Source organism: Wolbachia endosymbiont of Ctenocephalides felis wCfeT (assembly GCF_012277295.1).
GTDB lineage: Bacteria > Pseudomonadota > Alphaproteobacteria > Rickettsiales > Anaplasmataceae > Wolbachia.
This window is the reverse complement of the sequence record NZ_CP051156.1, coordinates 1,133,116-1,150,006: the sequence shown is the minus strand read 5'-3', so window position 1 is coordinate 1,150,006 and position 16,891 is coordinate 1,133,116. Positions and strand designations below refer to the sequence as shown.

General features: G+C 34.3%; 18 protein-coding genes, 1 tRNA gene and 1 pseudogene. 14 read left to right on the top strand and 6 right to left on the bottom strand.

The genetic code is table 11. From position 1 onward, the window contains the following. The first annotated feature begins 3 nt into the window (after window positions 1–3). Window positions 4–1,032, top strand: coding sequence for a phosphate acyltransferase PlsX (gene plsX, locus HF197_RS05555; protein WP_168464574.1), 1,029 nt, complete (start codon window positions 4–6; stop codon window positions 1,030–1,032). Beyond that, window positions 1,025–1,984, top strand: coding sequence for a beta-ketoacyl-ACP synthase III (locus HF197_RS05550; protein ID WP_168464573.1), 960 nt, complete (start codon window positions 1,025–1,027; stop codon window positions 1,982–1,984). Before plsX ends, HF197_RS05550 begins: the two co-directional genes overlap by 8 nt. Here the strand turns inward: HF197_RS05550 and HF197_RS05545 are convergent, their stop codons facing one another. The 5 genes and pseudogenes from HF197_RS05545 to HF197_RS07505 form a co-directional block, all read right to left on the bottom strand. Next, window positions 1,985–2,332, bottom strand: a complete 348-nt coding sequence (locus HF197_RS05545; RefSeq protein ID WP_168464572.1) for a hypothetical protein — start codon at window positions 2,330–2,332, stop codon at window positions 1,985–1,987. 103 nt (window positions 2,333–2,435) lie between these two features. Further along, window positions 2,436–3,626, bottom strand: coding sequence for a bifunctional 2-C-methyl-D-erythritol 4-phosphate cytidylyltransferase/2-C-methyl-D-erythritol 2,4-cyclodiphosphate synthase (locus HF197_RS05540; RefSeq protein ID WP_168464571.1), 1,191 nt, complete (start codon window positions 3,624–3,626; stop codon window positions 2,436–2,438). A gap of 125 nt (window positions 3,627–3,751) precedes the next feature. Then, entirely contained in the window at window positions 3,752–4,720 is a 969-nt protein-coding gene (gene dusB / locus HF197_RS05535) for a tRNA dihydrouridine synthase DusB (protein WP_168464570.1), read from the bottom strand. Window positions 4,721–4,802: 82 nt separating this feature from the next. Next, a complete protein-coding gene (locus tag HF197_RS05530; protein WP_246168632.1) occupies window positions 4,803–6,605 on the bottom strand; it encodes a Ulp1 family isopeptidase in 1,803 nt (600 codons plus the stop codon). Window positions 6,606–7,130: 525 nt separating this feature from the next. Next, window positions 7,131–8,086 (bottom strand): annotated as a pseudogene (locus HF197_RS07505) (IS5 family transposase). Between the two features lie 337 nt (window positions 8,087–8,423). On the opposite strand from HF197_RS07505, the gene HF197_RS05520 reads away from it, so the two are divergent. Both HF197_RS05520 and HF197_RS05515 read left to right on the top strand, forming a co-directional pair. Beyond that, window positions 8,424–8,681, top strand: a complete 258-nt coding sequence (locus HF197_RS05520; protein ID WP_168464568.1) for a hypothetical protein — start codon at window positions 8,424–8,426, stop codon at window positions 8,679–8,681. A gap of 48 nt (window positions 8,682–8,729) precedes the next feature. Continuing rightward, on the top strand, window positions 8,730–9,548 hold the full coding sequence (locus tag HF197_RS05515) for a pyruvate, water dikinase regulatory protein (RefSeq protein WP_168464567.1): 819 nt from the start codon (window positions 8,730–8,732) through the stop codon (window positions 9,546–9,548). Between the two features lie 25 nt (window positions 9,549–9,573). Here HF197_RS05515 and HF197_RS05510 read toward each other — a convergent pair whose 3' ends face one another. Beyond that, window positions 9,574–11,181: a hypothetical protein gene (locus HF197_RS05510; RefSeq protein WP_168464566.1), complete on the bottom strand. Its 1,608-nt coding sequence runs from the start codon at window positions 11,179–11,181 to the stop codon at window positions 9,574–9,576. A 205-nt stretch (window positions 11,182–11,386) separates the two neighbouring features. On the opposite strand from HF197_RS05510, the gene ykgO reads away from it, so the two are divergent. From ykgO to HF197_RS05465, 10 genes are all read left to right on the top strand, one after another. Further along, window positions 11,387–11,515 carry a type B 50S ribosomal protein L36 gene (gene ykgO, locus HF197_RS05505; RefSeq protein ID WP_168464565.1) on the top strand — a complete coding sequence of 43 codons (129 nt, stop codon included), beginning with the start codon at window positions 11,387–11,389 and terminating at the stop codon, window positions 11,513–11,515. Between the two features lie 68 nt (window positions 11,516–11,583). Then, complete coding sequence (locus HF197_RS05500; RefSeq protein WP_168464564.1) at window positions 11,584–11,832, top strand: FtsB family cell division protein; 249 nt, start codon at window positions 11,584–11,586, stop codon at window positions 11,830–11,832. Between the two features lie 76 nt (window positions 11,833–11,908). Further along, window positions 11,909–12,130 (top strand): hypothetical protein, encoded by a 222-nt coding sequence (locus HF197_RS05495; protein ID WP_168464563.1) that lies wholly within the window; start codon window positions 11,909–11,911, stop codon window positions 12,128–12,130. Between the two features lie 107 nt (window positions 12,131–12,237). Next, on the top strand, window positions 12,238–12,840 hold the full coding sequence (locus HF197_RS05490) for a TIGR02217 family protein (protein WP_168464562.1): 603 nt from the start codon (window positions 12,238–12,240) through the stop codon (window positions 12,838–12,840). 45 nt (window positions 12,841–12,885) lie between these two features. Continuing rightward, window positions 12,886–12,958, top strand: a tRNA-Thr gene (locus tag HF197_RS05485). A gap of 21 nt (window positions 12,959–12,979) precedes the next feature. Further along, on the top strand, window positions 12,980–13,681 hold the full coding sequence (locus HF197_RS05480) for a triosephosphate isomerase (RefSeq protein ID WP_168464561.1): 702 nt from the start codon (window positions 12,980–12,982) through the stop codon (window positions 13,679–13,681). A 99-nt stretch (window positions 13,682–13,780) separates the two neighbouring features. Then, window positions 13,781–14,293, top strand: coding sequence for a hypothetical protein (locus tag HF197_RS07500; protein ID WP_246168473.1), 513 nt, complete (start codon window positions 13,781–13,783; stop codon window positions 14,291–14,293). A gap of 4 nt (window positions 14,294–14,297) precedes the next feature. After that, window positions 14,298–15,080: a lipase family protein gene (locus HF197_RS07495; RefSeq protein ID WP_246168470.1), complete on the top strand. Its 783-nt coding sequence runs from the start codon at window positions 14,298–14,300 to the stop codon at window positions 15,078–15,080. A 101-nt stretch (window positions 15,081–15,181) separates the two neighbouring features. Beyond that, window positions 15,182–16,066: a GTPase Era gene (era, locus tag HF197_RS05470; protein ID WP_168464560.1), complete on the top strand. Its 885-nt coding sequence runs from the start codon at window positions 15,182–15,184 to the stop codon at window positions 16,064–16,066. Continuing rightward, complete coding sequence (locus HF197_RS05465) at window positions 16,059–16,889, top strand: 3'-5' exonuclease (protein ID WP_168464559.1); 831 nt, start codon at window positions 16,059–16,061, stop codon at window positions 16,887–16,889. The genes era and HF197_RS05465 overlap by 8 nt, the downstream gene beginning before the upstream one ends. Window positions 16,890–16,891: the final 2 nt, after the last annotated feature.

The window sequence follows — 16,891 nt, the reverse complement described above, 5'->3', positions numbered from 1 at the left end:
GACATGCCACCCAAAAACATAGTTATAGCACTTGATGCTATGGGAGGGGATCTTGCGCCTTTGTCTGTGATTCAAGGGGCTGATTTTTTTCTAAGTAATCTTGTTGACCCAAATTTAAAAGTTTTTTTCCATATTTATGGAGATGAGAAAGAAGTATTTCCTCTACTTTCACAATATAAAAAAGTAAGTAGTAATTCTGAATTTATTCATTGTTCTGATAATGTGCTTGCAGCTGACAAGCCATCTTTTGCACTGAGGCATCGTAAAGACTCAAGCATGAGAGCTGCAATTCAAGCAGTAAAACAAGGTAGGGCTTCAGGGATCGTTTCTTCAGGAAACACCGGAGCGTTAATGGCAATTTCTAGATTTGTTTTGGGAGCGTTGCCCAACATTTATCGTCCTGCTATTGTTTCTATCTGTCCAACCAAGACGAAAAGTCTTGCGCTGCTTGATCTTGGCGCAAATGTTGATTGTAATGCAGATTCATTGTTTCAATTTGCACTAATGGGTAGCATATTTGCAAAAATTGCGTTGAAAATAGATAATCCAGAGGTTGCCCTTCTGAATATTGGTATAGAAGAAGTTAAGGGCAATGATGCAGTACGTGGGGCTTTTGAATTGTTGAAAGATAATTCAAGTTCTATCAATTTTAAAGGTTATATAGAGGCAAGCGAGTTTCTAGAGGGCAATATAGATGTAATAGTTGCAGATGGATTTGTTGGTAATGTAATGCTAAAAACCGCTGAAGCAACTGCTAATACTTTTTTGGAATTAATGAAAAGTGCATTATCTAGTTCTTTAATAGCAAAATTGTTCGGAATGTTCATCAGATCTAAATTAAAAAGAGCATTGTCACGTTTTAATCCTAAGACTAGAAGTGGAGCTATATTTTTAGGATTAAATGGCATTGTTATTAAAAGTCATGGAAATTCTGACGCTATTTCCTTTGCTCATGCTATAAAATTTGCAGTAAACTCAATTAGTGAAAATTTAAACCAAAAGATAATTGATGGAGTTGGTCACATTGAATAAGAATTTCATATTAAGTACTGGATCCTATCTACCAGAAAAAATACTGACCAATAAAGATGTTGAGCTGATGGTTGAAACAAGTGACGAATGGATAAGGCAGAGAACAGGAATAACTCAAAGGCATATAGCAGATGAAAGGGAATGGACGTCAGACTTAGCTGTAAGTGCAGCAAAAAACGCTATGGAAAAGGTAAAAATTTCAACAAATGAGATTGATTTAATCATAGTGGCAACAACTACGCCTGATAAGACTTTTCCTAGTTGTGCAACAATTGTGCAAAACAAGTTGGGATGCAAAAATGCATTTGCTTTTGACATACAAGCAGCATGTTCTGGTTTTGTATATGCAGTGACAGTTGCTGATTCGCTAATGAAATCTAATAATAACATTAAATGTGCACTCGTCATTGGTGCTGAAATAATGTCTAGAATTGTTGATTGGGAAGATAGATCAACCTGTATACTTTTTGGTGACGGTGCTGGTGCAATGATAATAAAGTCAGAAACTGGTATAGCAAATGGGATTATATCAGCCGACCTACATTCTGATGGCAATACAGATATATTATCTACCAGCGGAGGGGTATCTTCTACCTGTGATTCTGGAAAAATATTCATGAATGGAAGGGAGGTATTTAAACATGCAGTAGATAAACTAATAGCCTTAATATCAGAAACACTTAAATCTAATGATTTGGAAATCAACGATATTGATTGGCTAATTCCTCATCAAGCAAATATCCGTATTATTGAAGCAGTGACAAAAAAATTAGACTTTCCAGTAGAAAAAGTTATTAATACAGTCGACAAGCATGCAAACACTTCAGCAGCATCAATTCCTTTAGCATTTGACTATGCAGTACAAAAATCAAAAATAAAGCCAGGAAACACAGTACTATTAATTTCAATAGGTGCAGGACTAACCTGGGGTTCTGTGCTACTGAGTTACTAATTACTTGTTTTCAATCTTCTCAATTAACTTCTTTATCAAGCTTCTTAGTCTTTTGCTATGCTCATCAAGCTCTTGGATAAGCGCTTCATCTTCTTGCATGATTTTCTTATGATTGCCTTTGATGTAATTAACCATCTCTATCATAAGAGCTATCATCCTGTTAATATCCATATCAGCAGGCAAAGCTCCATCTATCATACCACCGGTCATAAGCTGCTGGGACATATGCATAAATGGTTTTAAAGTCTGAGTAAGCAACTCAGGATTCTTAGCTAGCTTTTCTATTTGTTCTTTGCAAGTTTCCATGTATTGCTTCATGAACTCATCTTCTTGTACTTTATCTACCATAATATACCTACCATAAAAATATGTATTACTAAAATTATACACTACTATTAAATTTAAAACAATATACTTCTTACATTAGATCATCTTATGGATAGTCTACTGTCTATACTTTGAGTAATAAAACTGAAGCATGCGCTTCTATCCCTTCTTTTCTGCCTATGGAGCCTAACTTTTCTGCGGTGGTTGCCTTTATATTAATAAATTCATTATCAGTTTCTAATGTTTCGGACAGAATCTTTTTCATTTTTGATTTATAAGGAGATACTTTAGGTTCTTCACAAATTATAGTTACATCTAAATTGGATATAACATAACCCTTTTTCTTCATCTTGTGAGTGGCAAATTCAAGAAAGTGCAGCGAGTTGCACTCTTTCCATTCGAGAGAATTAGGAGGAAAATGCTCCCCTATATCACCAAATCCCAAAGCTCCTAATATTGCATCAACGATTGCGTGAATTGCAACATCACCATCAGAGTGTGCTTCTATTGCCATGCCATGTTCAATTTCTACTCCGCAAAGTTTTATAAAGCATTTATCACCATTTTGAGTTGCAATAAACCTATGTATATCGTAACCACTTCCTATCCGAAATCTTGGCTCTTCTAAAATTAGTTTTGCCATATCAACGTCCTCTTTTGTAGTGAGCTTAAAATTGTTTTTCTCACCTTGGATAATAGCAACACGTTTTTTTTGTTCTATTACTAGTGAAGAGTCATCAGTAAATTCTTTATGCGCAGATTGATGGCATGATAATAGTTCTTTAAAGTTAAAAATTTGTGGAGTTTGTATAGCTTTTAATTTTTCTCTTGAAACCGTTGATTCAATAAAATTGTCTTTTACTAACGATACAGTGCTTTCAACTTCTATTGCTGGCACCACTCCTATATACTGATTGCCAACTATAGATTCAACTAATCTATCTATCAGATTATCTGATATAAAAGGTCTACAAGCATCGTGTACCATCACAAAGTCAGGGCTAATTTGTTGCAGGCTTTCAAGCCCCAACTTAACTGAGTCTTGCCTGCTTGCTCCTCCATACACCGGGCTTAGTATATTGTTTGTAATTGATAATGTAGCTTCCTTGTATAAACCTTCGTGATTTTCATTAATGACTATCCTCACATAATCTGTGTGATTGTTAGCTAGAAACTTTTCAACTGTGTGCAGTAGGACAGATTTGCCTCTGAGTTTTATGTACTGTTTAGGAGTTGTATCATTGTACCTTTTGCCTACTCCTGCTGCAACTATTAGTACTGCAATTTTATACTTTTTGGGTTTATTTATACTCATGCTTAAGTCGCAACTGTATGGGAATTGTTCTAGAAGGTGTCATTTCTAGCGGTAGTCGTGTCATCCCAGTGTCGGATGACACGTGGGTAACTGGCCTAAAGTACAATGTTTGTACAGTTATGTACTTAAATAGCATTTGTAGAAGGACTGAAAAAGCTGATTATACTTTCTTTTACTTTCATACTATCTGCCATATTATTGATTTTAACGCGAAATTCGGATGAATCTTTAAGTCCACTACTATACCAGCCTATGTGTTTGCGGGCCATCTTTATTCCTGTATCATCTCCATAGTAGTCAAGAATACTATCATAATGCTCAAGCATTATTTTTAATTTTTCTGAAGGTGATGGCTCAGAAACTTCATTTCCCCTTAAAAAATTCATTGCCTGATTAATCAACCAAGGCTTGCCATAAGCACCACGGCCTATCATCACTCCATCTGCCCCTGATTCTTTTAAGGCGTTTTGAACATCATTTAAGCTTTTTATATCACCATTTACTATCACTGGAATTTTAACTTGTTCTTTAACATTCCTAATGAATTTCCAATCTGCTTGACCGTTATAAAGCTGTGCTCTTGTTCTGCCGTGCACAGTGATCATTTTTGCTCCTAAATCCTCTGCAATTTTTGCCAAGCGTGGGGCATTGCGATTTTCATCATTCCATCCAGTGCGCATTTTTACAGTAACTGGCACTTTGACTGCATTTACAACTGCTTCAATTATTTCTGCTGCTTTCTTCTCGTCTTTCATTAAAGCAGATCCTGCATAACCATTGACAACTTTTTTAACTGGGCAACCGAAATTTATATCTATTATTTTGGCACCCATAGCCTCGTTTAGTTTTGCAGCTTCTGCCATAACATCCGGTTCACACCCAGCAAGTTGCACGGCCGTTAACTCATCAACTTTTGCCTTTTGTAAACTCTGGCGAGTTTGCATAATCATAGCCCTGCTTGCAATCATTTCTGAAACCAATAAACTAGCACCCAGCTTTTTAACAACGCTTCTGAATGGGTAATCAGTGACTCCAGACATTGGCGCTAAAATTACTGGGGAGTTGATAGTTAAATTTCCTATTTGGAGAGGCATAAAGTTAAAAGATTTGATAAAAACTGAATTATAATAGTAACTAACAATTATATATTATAATATAAAATCTAAAATACTTTTATTATGATATGGAGCAATAATTTGAGTTATTGATTGGTGTTGAATCTGTAACAACAAACCGAGCATGTTCTTCATCGCTGCCTAATATTTTGGCAAACTGTTCTCGCAACGTTTTTAATTCACTAGCTGTTGGTTTAAATTCTGATAATGCTTTATCAATATCATCAAGAAGTGCACTTTTATCCAACACTTGATTAATTCTACTTGCCGCTTCTAATGCAAATATCCCACAATTACTACCATCACTTTGAGTTTTTTCATTGAAAAATTTTATATTATCCTCGTTCATATTGAGTTCTTCTTTAAGTATTGTTGTAAATATAGACCTGCTTTCTTTTCCATTCAGCGAATCATAATAGTAAGCATTAAACTGTTTGTTACAATGATTTACACATAACGTGACCCAATGCCCATTTTGTAAACTTATAATGAATATTAATTTTTGAGTTTCATTGCTATTTTCGACTTTATTTTTAAATTGTTGTAATTGTTTTTTTAATTGATCATTTGACCCAATAATTTCATGTACTTTGGGATCTAAACCATGTACAATATTTGCTAAACGTCCTATATCAATTTGTTGCAAAAAATAATTGTAATTACCTGCTTGTGTTTGGTTGATAAGATTTTGTGATCCATGATTTGTGTCATACCTTGCAGCGTCAACTGGAGATGAGATTGAACTCGCACCACTATCCGATGAAGCACGGGAGCTACTGCGACTTACGCTTTCTGCACTATTTCTAGCCCAGCTTTGCTTATCTATTTCTAATGCTTTTGCAAATTTTTTTCTCTCTTCGTTTAGCTGTTGCTCAGTAGGCTTGTATTGTGATAATTCTGCATCAATATCATCAAACGACTTACCTTCACCAAGCATTTGTGTAGTTTTATGAGCATTCTTCAATGCAAATATTGCACAATTGTGTGTATCTTGTTGTTGTCTAGTCTTTGAGCTTCTAATACAACTATCATCTATTTTTAGAGCTTTTTGTAATGCGTCTGATATTTCTCTTGGTATTGGATTTCCAAATGAATCACAGTAATATGCTTTAAATTGATTATTATCTTCATTACCAAGAGATGGTCTTCTTTCTGACTTTTTACTTCTATCATTACTTTCTAAATCTAAGAAATTTAAGCTATTTGATCTTACTATGGGCTTTTTATTTGGATTGCATACAAGTGTTACCCAATGATTGTTATTTAAATGTAGGATTGCAGTAAATATTAAACTTTTATCTCCTTGTGCAACTTTGCTTTTGTATTTTTGCAGCTCTGTCTCTAAGAAAGACGTGCAAGCAAAGTATACACCTTTAGAGGTATCTTTTAAACCTTTTTTGTTCCTATGTGCTACCCATCCGTAGATACTTCTTGCAATACTCCTAATCTGCGTATCACTTAACCAAAACTCATAATTCTGATTGTTTGTTTTGTCTATAAAATAATTTTCGTCTTTTTCTTCATGCATAACAATAGCACTATCTCTATCTGGAGTTTTTGGCCCTGCTTGAATTTCTACAATTTTCTTGTGCTTCAGTGATTTTTGTTCTTCTTTTTCACCCTCCTGTAGCGGAGTTCTTTTTCCATTAATATAATCCTTAATGCAGTGAAATGAGGATGTGACTATACCTGCAGTAACTCCACATGCAGATATAAAAATAGCTCCAATTAAAACCCAGGCTAGGGGGTGGAACATCAGAATTGGAAGGCCGAGTACCAAGTAAAAACAAGCAGCATACTTTGCTCCAGTTTTAAAGCTACTGGGAAAGTACTTCTTTATATAACTGCTGTAGATATTTAACATTGCCACACACCCTATCACCTACACTAAAATTATAGCGAAAATCGTATCAAGAAGTCAATAGACTTTGCCTACCTTTTCATTGCATTTTACAAAAGAGCTGCTTTCCAGCGCACTACGCTGGAATATAGATTTTTTAACTATATCATATAATCAAATTCACAACTACACAAACGCTAAAGCTTCCACAAACCTCAAAATTACAACTTTAACGCTACCATCATGCAGCAATATACTTTTAAAGACCAGTTATTTCCGTTTTGGAAATAACTGATTTTCATATAATTTCCCATAATCTTATTAAAAAGTCGACGAAAATTAAGAATATTAGATAAAATTTATATATTAATAATGATATTTTTAAAGGAAGTAGAATGGGTGGTTATAGTTATGAAATTAATAAAAATGTTTTAATACTAAAGCATCTTTGTCATACTATAACTTGATTATAGGATCAAGTTAAAAAAATCTGGATTCTAGCTGGCTTTGTTGCATCGCTCTTTGGATAGGAGGCAATGCATAATAAATTCATGAAGCTATCTCAAATTTAGCCATGCCTATTTCAGTAAATTTGTTCAGCAAATAACACTTGAGTAGCATTTCTTTCTCACGGTTAATCTCAGATTTGTTCCTAAAACTAAACCCAAATGTTTGCTTCAGTCGCGAGAAAAAACTTTCTATATAAGATCTCTTCCCATAATTTATCTCTTTTTTCCACTTCTTCATACCATCTTCACCATATGACTTTATGAGCTTGATTGTAGAATTTCTCTCAGCCATATAATCCAGCTTTGGATGCTCCACTGCATTGTTTTGCAGAGGAATTTTTGTCTTATGCCAAGCTCATTGCACAATTTGTATAACTTCTTTCGATTATATGCTCTGTCTGCATATAGTGTGCTTATATTGTATTTAGCATTAGCCCTTGCAATAAGATCACAGGCTCCATAGTGGTCAGAATAAACTCCACTACTGTATTTTGCAGCTATGACTTTTTTGCTACCTATCTCCAGCATTACATGCAATTTTCTTGTTTGCTTATAGCCACGGTACTTTCTATCTGTACCGTTTGCCTTACTATGGCCTGGAATATTATTGTAGATGCTTATTCCAGTGCTATCTATGGCGATCTCAATATTTTCCATACTGTTTTTATCATGTCTTCGATCATTAATTTTTAAGTTAAGCTTTTTGAATCTTCTGGAAGCCTGGGAATAGCTGATAACTTGCAAATTTTTTCCTATTTGCTCAAGGTATCCCGCTATAAACCCCACCGTTTGTCTTAGGCCTATTCTAAACAAATAAGTTATTATGTGAATTAGAATTACGACTTTATCACTATAAATATTGTTGCTACCGGCCATTTTGGGACTTTTTTCGTACCAATTTTCTATGGCATCGTTGACGTAATAAAAAATATTTCCTCTTTCTTGGAGAAATTTGTTATATTCGTAGCAGTTACTGACTTTCATTTTGACTGGCATATTTTTCCTTTGTCGGTTAAATGCCTGTTTATAATGAATTTTGTCAGTAACTCCCAGTTCTTTTTACTTTAGCTATGCAACAAAGCCACCTGGAATCAACACTTCACCTACTAATATAAGATCAAAATTACCACTCAAGATTGTATTTTCCTCATGGGATACTTATTTTTGTTTCTCAGTAATAGCAGTATTCGCATTAGCATCAGGTCTCTGGTATTTGCCACTAGGAGAGGTGTCGATTTTGAAAGGACTTGTACCACAAGAAAAGAGAGAAAGTATTGGATTGATATTAGCTATAGGATCGATAGTGTTGATGATTTTATGTATTTTACACATTATGTGTTCTATATATGAAGCACGACAAAAGGTAAAAAGTGGTGTTGCTGAACCCGAAGTTGGTGGAGTGGAAGGTACTACATTAGCTGAAGAGGTAAAAAGTAGTGTTGCTGAACCCGAAGTTAGTGGAGTGGAAGGTCCTGCATTAGCTAGAGGGATAAATAGTAGTGTTGCTAGACTCAGAGTTGATGGAGTAAATGCGGTAAAGCAGCCTGTACATGGAGAAAATAGTCCTGCACCACTTGCGCAAGGTGCTTAAAGTTTAGAAAATATAGCTCTATAGATTTTAGCTGCTATACTATTATACATGACTCTAAAAAAACTCAACTTACACTTAGTATCGGACTCAAGCGGTGAAACTGTGATATCAGTTGCAAAGTCAGCACTAAAGCATTTTCGCTCTATAGAAGCGGTTGAATATGTCTGGTCTTTTGTAAAAGAAAAGGAGCAAGTTGATAAAATCTTAGAAGAAATTAATAAGAAAAGTAATGAATATAACTTTGTTATTTGCACTATTACCGATGATGAGTTAAGAAAATATTTAAAAGATAACTGCGTAAAGTCAAAAATTCCCTATAGAGCAATATTATCCCATATTATTAGAGAGATTTCTTCCTATCTTGAAATCGAAAAAGATGAAAAACTTGACTTACATGCTGAAATAAATAACGAATATTTTCAGCGTATTGAGGCAATAAACTATACTATCAATCATGATGATGGACAAAATCTTCAAGATATTGAAAAAGCAGATATAATTTTGGTTGGAGTTTCACGCACGTCAAAGTCTCCAACCAGCACTTATTTGGCCTATCGGGGTTACAAAGTTGCCAACATTCCCTTTGTGGGCAATGTGCCGTTTTATGTGGATTTAGCAAGATTAAAAAATAAACTTACTATAGGATTAACAATAGATGTTAATAGATTAATTGAAATACGTAAGAACAGATTGAGCTCAATTAATAACGAAGGTAATGAGATCTATGCTAATTATGATAGAGTAAAAGCGGAAGTTGAAGAGGCAGAAAAACTATTTTCACAAAATAACTGGCCAGTTATTGATGTTACACAAAAATCAATAGAGGAAGTATCTGCAACAATTATACAGCTCTTTAATAAAATGTAACAAGACTATACATGAGATAGTCTTGTTACATTTCTATGGATAGTGAATGTGATCCCATAGATAATCTCTGCTCTTTTATTTTATCTGCCCATTTATCAGTACCGTGTTTGTTGGTTATTTTTTCTTCTTGTTCAACAATTTTCTTATCTACCTTCTGATTAATTGCATCAATTGCATTGATCGCTCCTTGCTTTTCATATATTTCGCTTTTTCCTTCAATAATTAACTTGGTAAAAGTATTTGCAACAAACTTAGCGTGGTCATAATTAATCGTACCTTTTACTAAAGAAGGTAAAAATTTTAGTGCAAAAGGACTGCTATTACCGTGAGATATATGATCATGAGAAGAAAGCCCTAAATTATCTGTTACTTCCTTTATTAATAATTCTTTGTTTTCTTCAGTATCCTCAAGTTTAGCATAATTACTCAATAGATCGATAACAGTAGGCACTTTAACTTCAACATAAGCATCAATATCTTCTTTTTTAACACCTGATTTCAATAACCTATCTTCGAGATTTTTCTCTAAAAGATTAATAAAATCTTTATTTGCCTCTGATCCTATGGTAGATATTGTACCATCTAAATATCTACTCACTTTTATTGGGGCACCTAAGTCAAGCTCTATCTCTGTTTGTATTTCTGCCTCGAATTTAAATCCTAGTTTTTCACAGAGTGTTTTAAAATATTCTGTAATAATGTCAAATAAGCTTTGGCCATTATATTTATAATTTTTTAACTCTTCAGGAATAGTAAGTAATAATTTACCATCTGTATATGTGATGAGGTTTTCATCATCTTGATGTTCAAGTGTAAATTCTAATGAATGAGGCAGATCACATATCTTATGTATAACTTGATTCTTGACAGAACATATTGGAATCCTCATATCAGATCTAATTCTCACATTATTTTGGTTAGTACAATCAATATAAATTACTTTTTCAGGGCTTGTTACTATGAACGGCTCCCCAAGTGCAAATTGGGTGTGTATAGCTGGAGCAGCATCATACCCTGCTTGATTACAATTAGTTATTAGCTCTTCTAAAATAGCATCACTTGGAACTTCTGCTCCAGCGTATCTGAACATTTGCTTAAAAATTTCTTTTGCAAGGAAGCGGTCATACTTGACTTCATCTTTTTCTGCAGGCAGTAGATGGGCATAACTTTTTCCAGCATTGTAAAATTCTTCAAATTCTTTCTTAAATGAATCAGTTTTTTGATAATCAGCAGTTTCAGAATTTTTGCAGTGATTATTCCACAACTTAGTCAATTCATCACTTATAAGCTCTTTCTCAAGATTTTCTAATACTGAAGCAACAAAAGCTTTGCCATAATCTGTATCTATTTCTCTTGTTTCGCTGTTGTTAAACGTTTCATCACTATATATATCATTACTATTAAAAAGTTCGCTTTTAAAAAGCCCGCTTTTGTAGTGTTGAGCTCCTTCTTTAAACGCAGTAATAAGATTTTTATCTATTTTTTTTCCGTTAATAATAAAACTCATCCTGTGAAAATCTAAGGACATTGTCACACCAGACTTTGCTTGTTCATTGCTTTTCTCTGCTCTTAATTTATGAAAACTAAACTCTTTAGCTTTGGCTGCTAATGTAATTGCTGGGTTCTTTGTCATAATTAACACCTCACTGTAAATATGATAAATATGGTAAGAATCGTATCATGAAGTTATGAACAATTTTATAACGTACTGGAAAATCAATGGTATATTGAAGGGTCTTTCTTCGTAGTACCTATATTTTTGGGATGTATAATACTTTACAAAATCTGTTGACTAATAATCTATAGATGACAATAATGTAAGATAATTTGATATTGATATGAAAGTTAAAGGATCGCTTAAATCTCATCGCAACAGAGATAAAAATTGCAAAGTTGTGAGAAGAGGTGGTAAAGTTTACGTTATAAACAAAGTAAGACCAAGGTGTAAGGTACGCCAAGGTTCTTAAAGCACGTGCCTAAGAGAAGGAAGAAATTACTCTTTTTAATCCTAACGTTCTTTGCTTTTTGCTTAACGATGTATTTTAGTGTCAGTGCAGTCAGAGGCAAGCGTGGTCTATTGACGTTGATGGATTTGAAAAAGGAAATAGAACATAATAAGCTTTTATTGCAGCATATTTCCCTTGAAAGAGATAAATTGAGCAACAGAATATTTGGCTTATACGAAAAAAGTTTAGACTTAGATCTACTTGATGAACAAGCAAAAAATGCGCTGGGTTATGTAAATCCTAATGAATTTATGATTATGCTTGACGCAAAAAAATAGCGGTTTTTTTTACCATAGTTTTCATAAATTCGCAACTAATTTACCATAAGATTTTTATTTTTATGAGGGTAAAATTATGCTTGACAAATCTGAATATAGTGATTATATATGCAATCAAGATGTTATTAATCAGCACATAGAGGCTGAGGTATTTCGTAGAACATTAGAAATAAAAGAAAAGTACGAACAGTCACAACAAGAGCAGCAAAAAAGGTATGTAGAGTTAGAAGAAAAATATCAGAAACTTTATGATTTTGCTGATAATCTTTATCAATCTACTATTCTTGGTGAGCAATAAGCATTTGCGTTGAGGTGTCATTTCAAGTGGCACCTTTTGGAACAATGTTCTACGGTAAGCAATAGCATTTACAATCAATATATAAACTTATTTACATAGGAGGACATATGTCATTTACAGAAATTAGATTTCCAGACGATATATCTTACGGTTCCACTGGAGGGCCAGAATTTTCCACCGAAATTGTGATAACTCATAATGGCTGTGAGCAGCGTAATATCAATTGGCTTCATGCTCGTGCTAAGTATAACATAGGGTGCGGAGTTAGATCGAATGAACAATTGCTAGAATTAGTGGCATTTTTTCGGGCACGAAAGGGTAAGGCGATAGGATTTCGCTTCAAGGATTGGTCAGATTTTAGAGCCATTAATCAAGAAATTGGAGTGGGTGATGGTAAAAGCTTGACTTTTCAATTGATCAAAACTTACACAAGTGGAACTGATAAGCATGTTCGTGTGATCAGGAAGCCAGTAAGTGGTGCAATAAAGATCTATATAAATGGTACAGAAGAAAGTAAATACTTAGTGAATTGTTCAACCGGGGAAGTAACATTTATGAAGCCTCCAGCAAGAGGTGCAATAATCACTGCAAGCTTTGAATTTGATGTACCAGTGCGCTTTGATACAGATTATCTAAATGCTTCAATGGATAGCTATGGAAACAATAGCTGGAACAACGTTCCCTTAGTGGAAATAAAAAGCTTTACATGAAAAATTGATTGACTCAAATTCGCCAACAATTGTATATTGTAAGCGGCCGGCTTAGCTCAATTGGTAGAGCAACTGACTTGTAATCAGTAGGTTATCAGTTCAAGTCCGATAGCCGGCACTCTTATAAAATTAATATTTAATGCCCTTTTTAATAGTAGCAAATTGGAAGATGAACGGAATGCGTTCCTCGTTTGTTGATTTTATCAGTAAGATGAGTGGGAAGAGTAGTGGGATTACCTCTCGGTTGGTGATTTGCCCGCCTTTTACATCATTTCCAGATAGTATAAATTTAAGTGATAATTTAAGTATAGGGGCACAGAATTGCCATTATAAGCAATCTGGTTCTTATACAGGTGAAATCAGTGTGGCAATGCTGAAAGAGTTGAAATGCACTCATGTAATACTTGGACACTCTGAAAGAACTCATGAAACGGATAATGATATAAAACTCAAAGCAGAAGCGGCAATAGAGTCAGGTTTACACCCAATTGTTTGTGTGGGTGAAAATTTAGCGGATTATAAAAGTGGCAAAACACAAGAAGTGATAGAACGTCAATGCAGAAATCGTTTGCCAATTAGTGGTGAATATACTGTAGCATACGAGCCAATATGGGCGATCGGTACAGGTAATATACCAAATAATAGTTCTATTACTGAGGTAATACAGATAATCAAATCTTTTACTGACAAGAACGTCATATACGGCGGATCAGTGAATTCTGAAAATATAGAAAACTTGCTGGATATTACAGATTTATCAGGAGTGCTGATTGGTAGTGCGAGTTTAGATTTTGATTGCTTTTATCACATTGTGCAGCAAGTAGAAAAAAAGCTGTATTAACGTAATAAATTAAGACGTACAGAGCAATAAACAAGAAATTCATTGTTGACAGCTATACCAGTTTATATTACAATTTGAAGATATAATTGTGAGGCATTTATGGATTTTAGTTTTTGGCGTAACTGGTTTAATTTCAGTGCAAGTGGTGAAAGCCAAGAGTCAGACGGTCAATCAAACCCTACTTTAAGTGAAGGATTTGAAATTATTGAGGATTATGAGTTTATAAATCCTCGTGATCCAAATGAGATACACTCTTTACCTTCTTCGTATCAAATAGACAAAAGCATTGTAGAAATTGCAGGATTTAATAAAGAGAAATTACTGGAAATGAGTAATTTCTGCAAAATAAGCTATGGTGACGCTGACTTTAAGTTAAGTGAGAAAAAATACAAAGCCGTAGCTGATAAGCTTACAGAAGAGAAAGAGGATTTTATTATCCTTGAAAACGAAAAAATGCATAAAACCAGAGCTGAATTTATGAGCGAAGGTTACGAGGTTATTCCATTTGGTAACAGCTTTGAAGAAGATGCTGGGTGCGTTTTCATAAAAGGTCAGAATAACAATAGCTTACCATGGTACTCGTCTAAAGCATGGTTTGTGGGGGTTAAATGATGTAATGACTGATCTCAACATGTCTTTTACTACTTCAGAGCTTTTACCTGAAGGTGGAAGGATTCATCGTGGTTTTTATAATTCATTTACGGATTCATGGCCTAATCTTTATGGTATTTTAAAATCTCATGCTGAAAAACAAGGGTCAGAAATTAAAGATTTTAAATTTAATCTTACAGGCCATAGTATGGGAGGAGCTGTTGCAAAAATAGCTGCTTTATGTCTTAACAAAACAGAAGGTGCTGAAGATCTTCATGTTGCAACTTTTGGTGATCCAAGGGTTTTTGATCTTACTGCTAGTGAATTCTATAATGAAGCTCTGGAAGAGAAAACCATCAGGGTAACTCAGCATAGACAAGATCCAGTACCAGCAGTATCACCTGGTTGCCTTGGTTATGCACATGTGGGTGCACAATTAAGGGTATCAGCTCCAGAGGAGTATAGCGTCCATAAAATAGATGGTTACCACGAAGCTATTTATAGAACAGATGAAAGCGATTTCCGGTCAAACAATTATGTATCTCTCTTTTACTATCCTGTTAGAGCAATAAATAAGGTCAATGCTGTAGTTTTGGGTAAAGTTCAACATTATGCTGCCAATTTGGTAGATTATGTCTTAAGAGGTGTAAATTTTTTTGATGAAGTGAAAAGTAATTACAAAAATTCTTCTTATATTGAGCAAGTAAAGATTGAACCATATGAGAGTTTTATATCTCTTTCTTCTTATGCTAAGCAAGTAGAGGATGAATCACATAAGAGTGTTGTATCTTCTTCAAGAGGATTATAATTGTTATAAAAGAGTAAGGTATAGTAGCGTATAAGAAGACCATAGTTGCCATAAAGCGTGGTATCTGTATAGTTAATATATAAGATAAAAAAAAATTCCACGTGAAAGAACAAAAGTGCTTATTCGTTACTATTGCTGGTTTACCAAATGCTGGGAAGTCTACATTAATTAACAGTATAGTGGGTAAAAAGATTGCAATCGTTACTCCTAAGGTGCAGACAACAAGAACGCAAATTAGGGGTATTGCAACGTATAATGAGACACAAGTTATATTTACTGATTCTCCAGGAATATTTTCAGCAGAGACAAAGCTTGAAAAAGCTTTAGTTAAATCTGCGTGGTCGGCCATTAAGGGTAATGACGTTACCTTGCTGCTTATTGATGCAAGCAATTATTTAAAGAATATAGAGAGAATCAAGACTGTATTTGCACGGCTGCAGCGTACGCGAAGTAGATGCATTTTAGTTATCAATAAGACTGATCTAATAAAAAAGCCTGAACTAAAAATGGCATATGAGCATCTGAAACTACTTTATAAGTTTGAAAAGATTTTTACGATATCAGCTTTGAAAAATGATGGACTTGATGACTTGATGGATTACCTATCTGAAATCGCACCTGTTGGTCCTTGGTTTTATGAAGAAGATCAAATAACCGACTCATCAATGAATTTTTTGTCAGCGGAAATTACGAGAGAAAAATTGTTCTTGAATTTACGTGAAGAGTTGCCGTATTCTGCAGCTATAATAACTGAGCAATTTGAAGAAAAAAAGGACAAGAGTTTGGTTATAAAGCAGGTTATATTTGTATTAAAAGATAGTCATAAAAAAATAGTGTTGGGAAAAGATGGGAGTAGTATTAAAAAAATTAGCATTGAAGCGCGTGCTGAGCTAGAAAAATTATTTGAATGTAAAGTTCACCTTTTTTTGTTTGTAAAAGTACGGCCTTGGACTGACCGCCCTGAGGAGTATATAAGCGATGCTTAATTCTCTACTAGTATTTGATATTGAAACTATACCAGACGTAGATTCCTGCACGAATTTACTCAATATCAGTAACAATACTAGTGTAGAAGAAAGAAGGGAGGCATTAACAAAATATCACCTGGAAATAACAAGTGGGCAAAATCCTTTTTTACGTCAACCCTTTCACCAAGTTGTTGTTATCAGCTTTTTACTTTGTAACATAAGCCATAAAAATGGATATGAAGTATTTACACTTCAAGAAATCAGATCAGGAGGAACACTGGGTTCTAACGAAAAGGAATTAGTTAGAGGGTTTTTTAACTACATGTCAGAAAAAAAGCCTAGATTAGTTTCTTTTAATGGACGCACTTTTGACATGCCAGTGCTCAAGTATCGTGCTATGGTTCATGGTATTCAAGCAGAATATTTACATAAAGCAGGTGATAAGTGGAATAGCTATAATCAAAGGTATAGTAGTGATTGGCATTGTGATTTACTTGAGTCTCTTTCTGATTTTGGTGCTTCTGCAAGGGTAAAAATGAATGAAGTTTGTGCTGCATTTAGCCTTCCTGGCAAGATCGGAGTTGATGGTTCACAAGTGACGAGCTTATACGATAGTGGCAAGTTGCAAGAAATTCGAGACTATTGTGAAACAGATGTAGTTAATACTTATTTGATTTACTTAAGATTTATGTATCACCAGGGAAGGATCACTGCAGGAAGCTATAACAAGAATATAGAGGAGTTGCTTTTGGAATGTGAAAAAAAAGAGCATTTGAAAAAATTCAAGAAAGAGTGGGAAGCAGCTTGTGGTGGAAAGTTTGATATTGAATCCATTACATAACT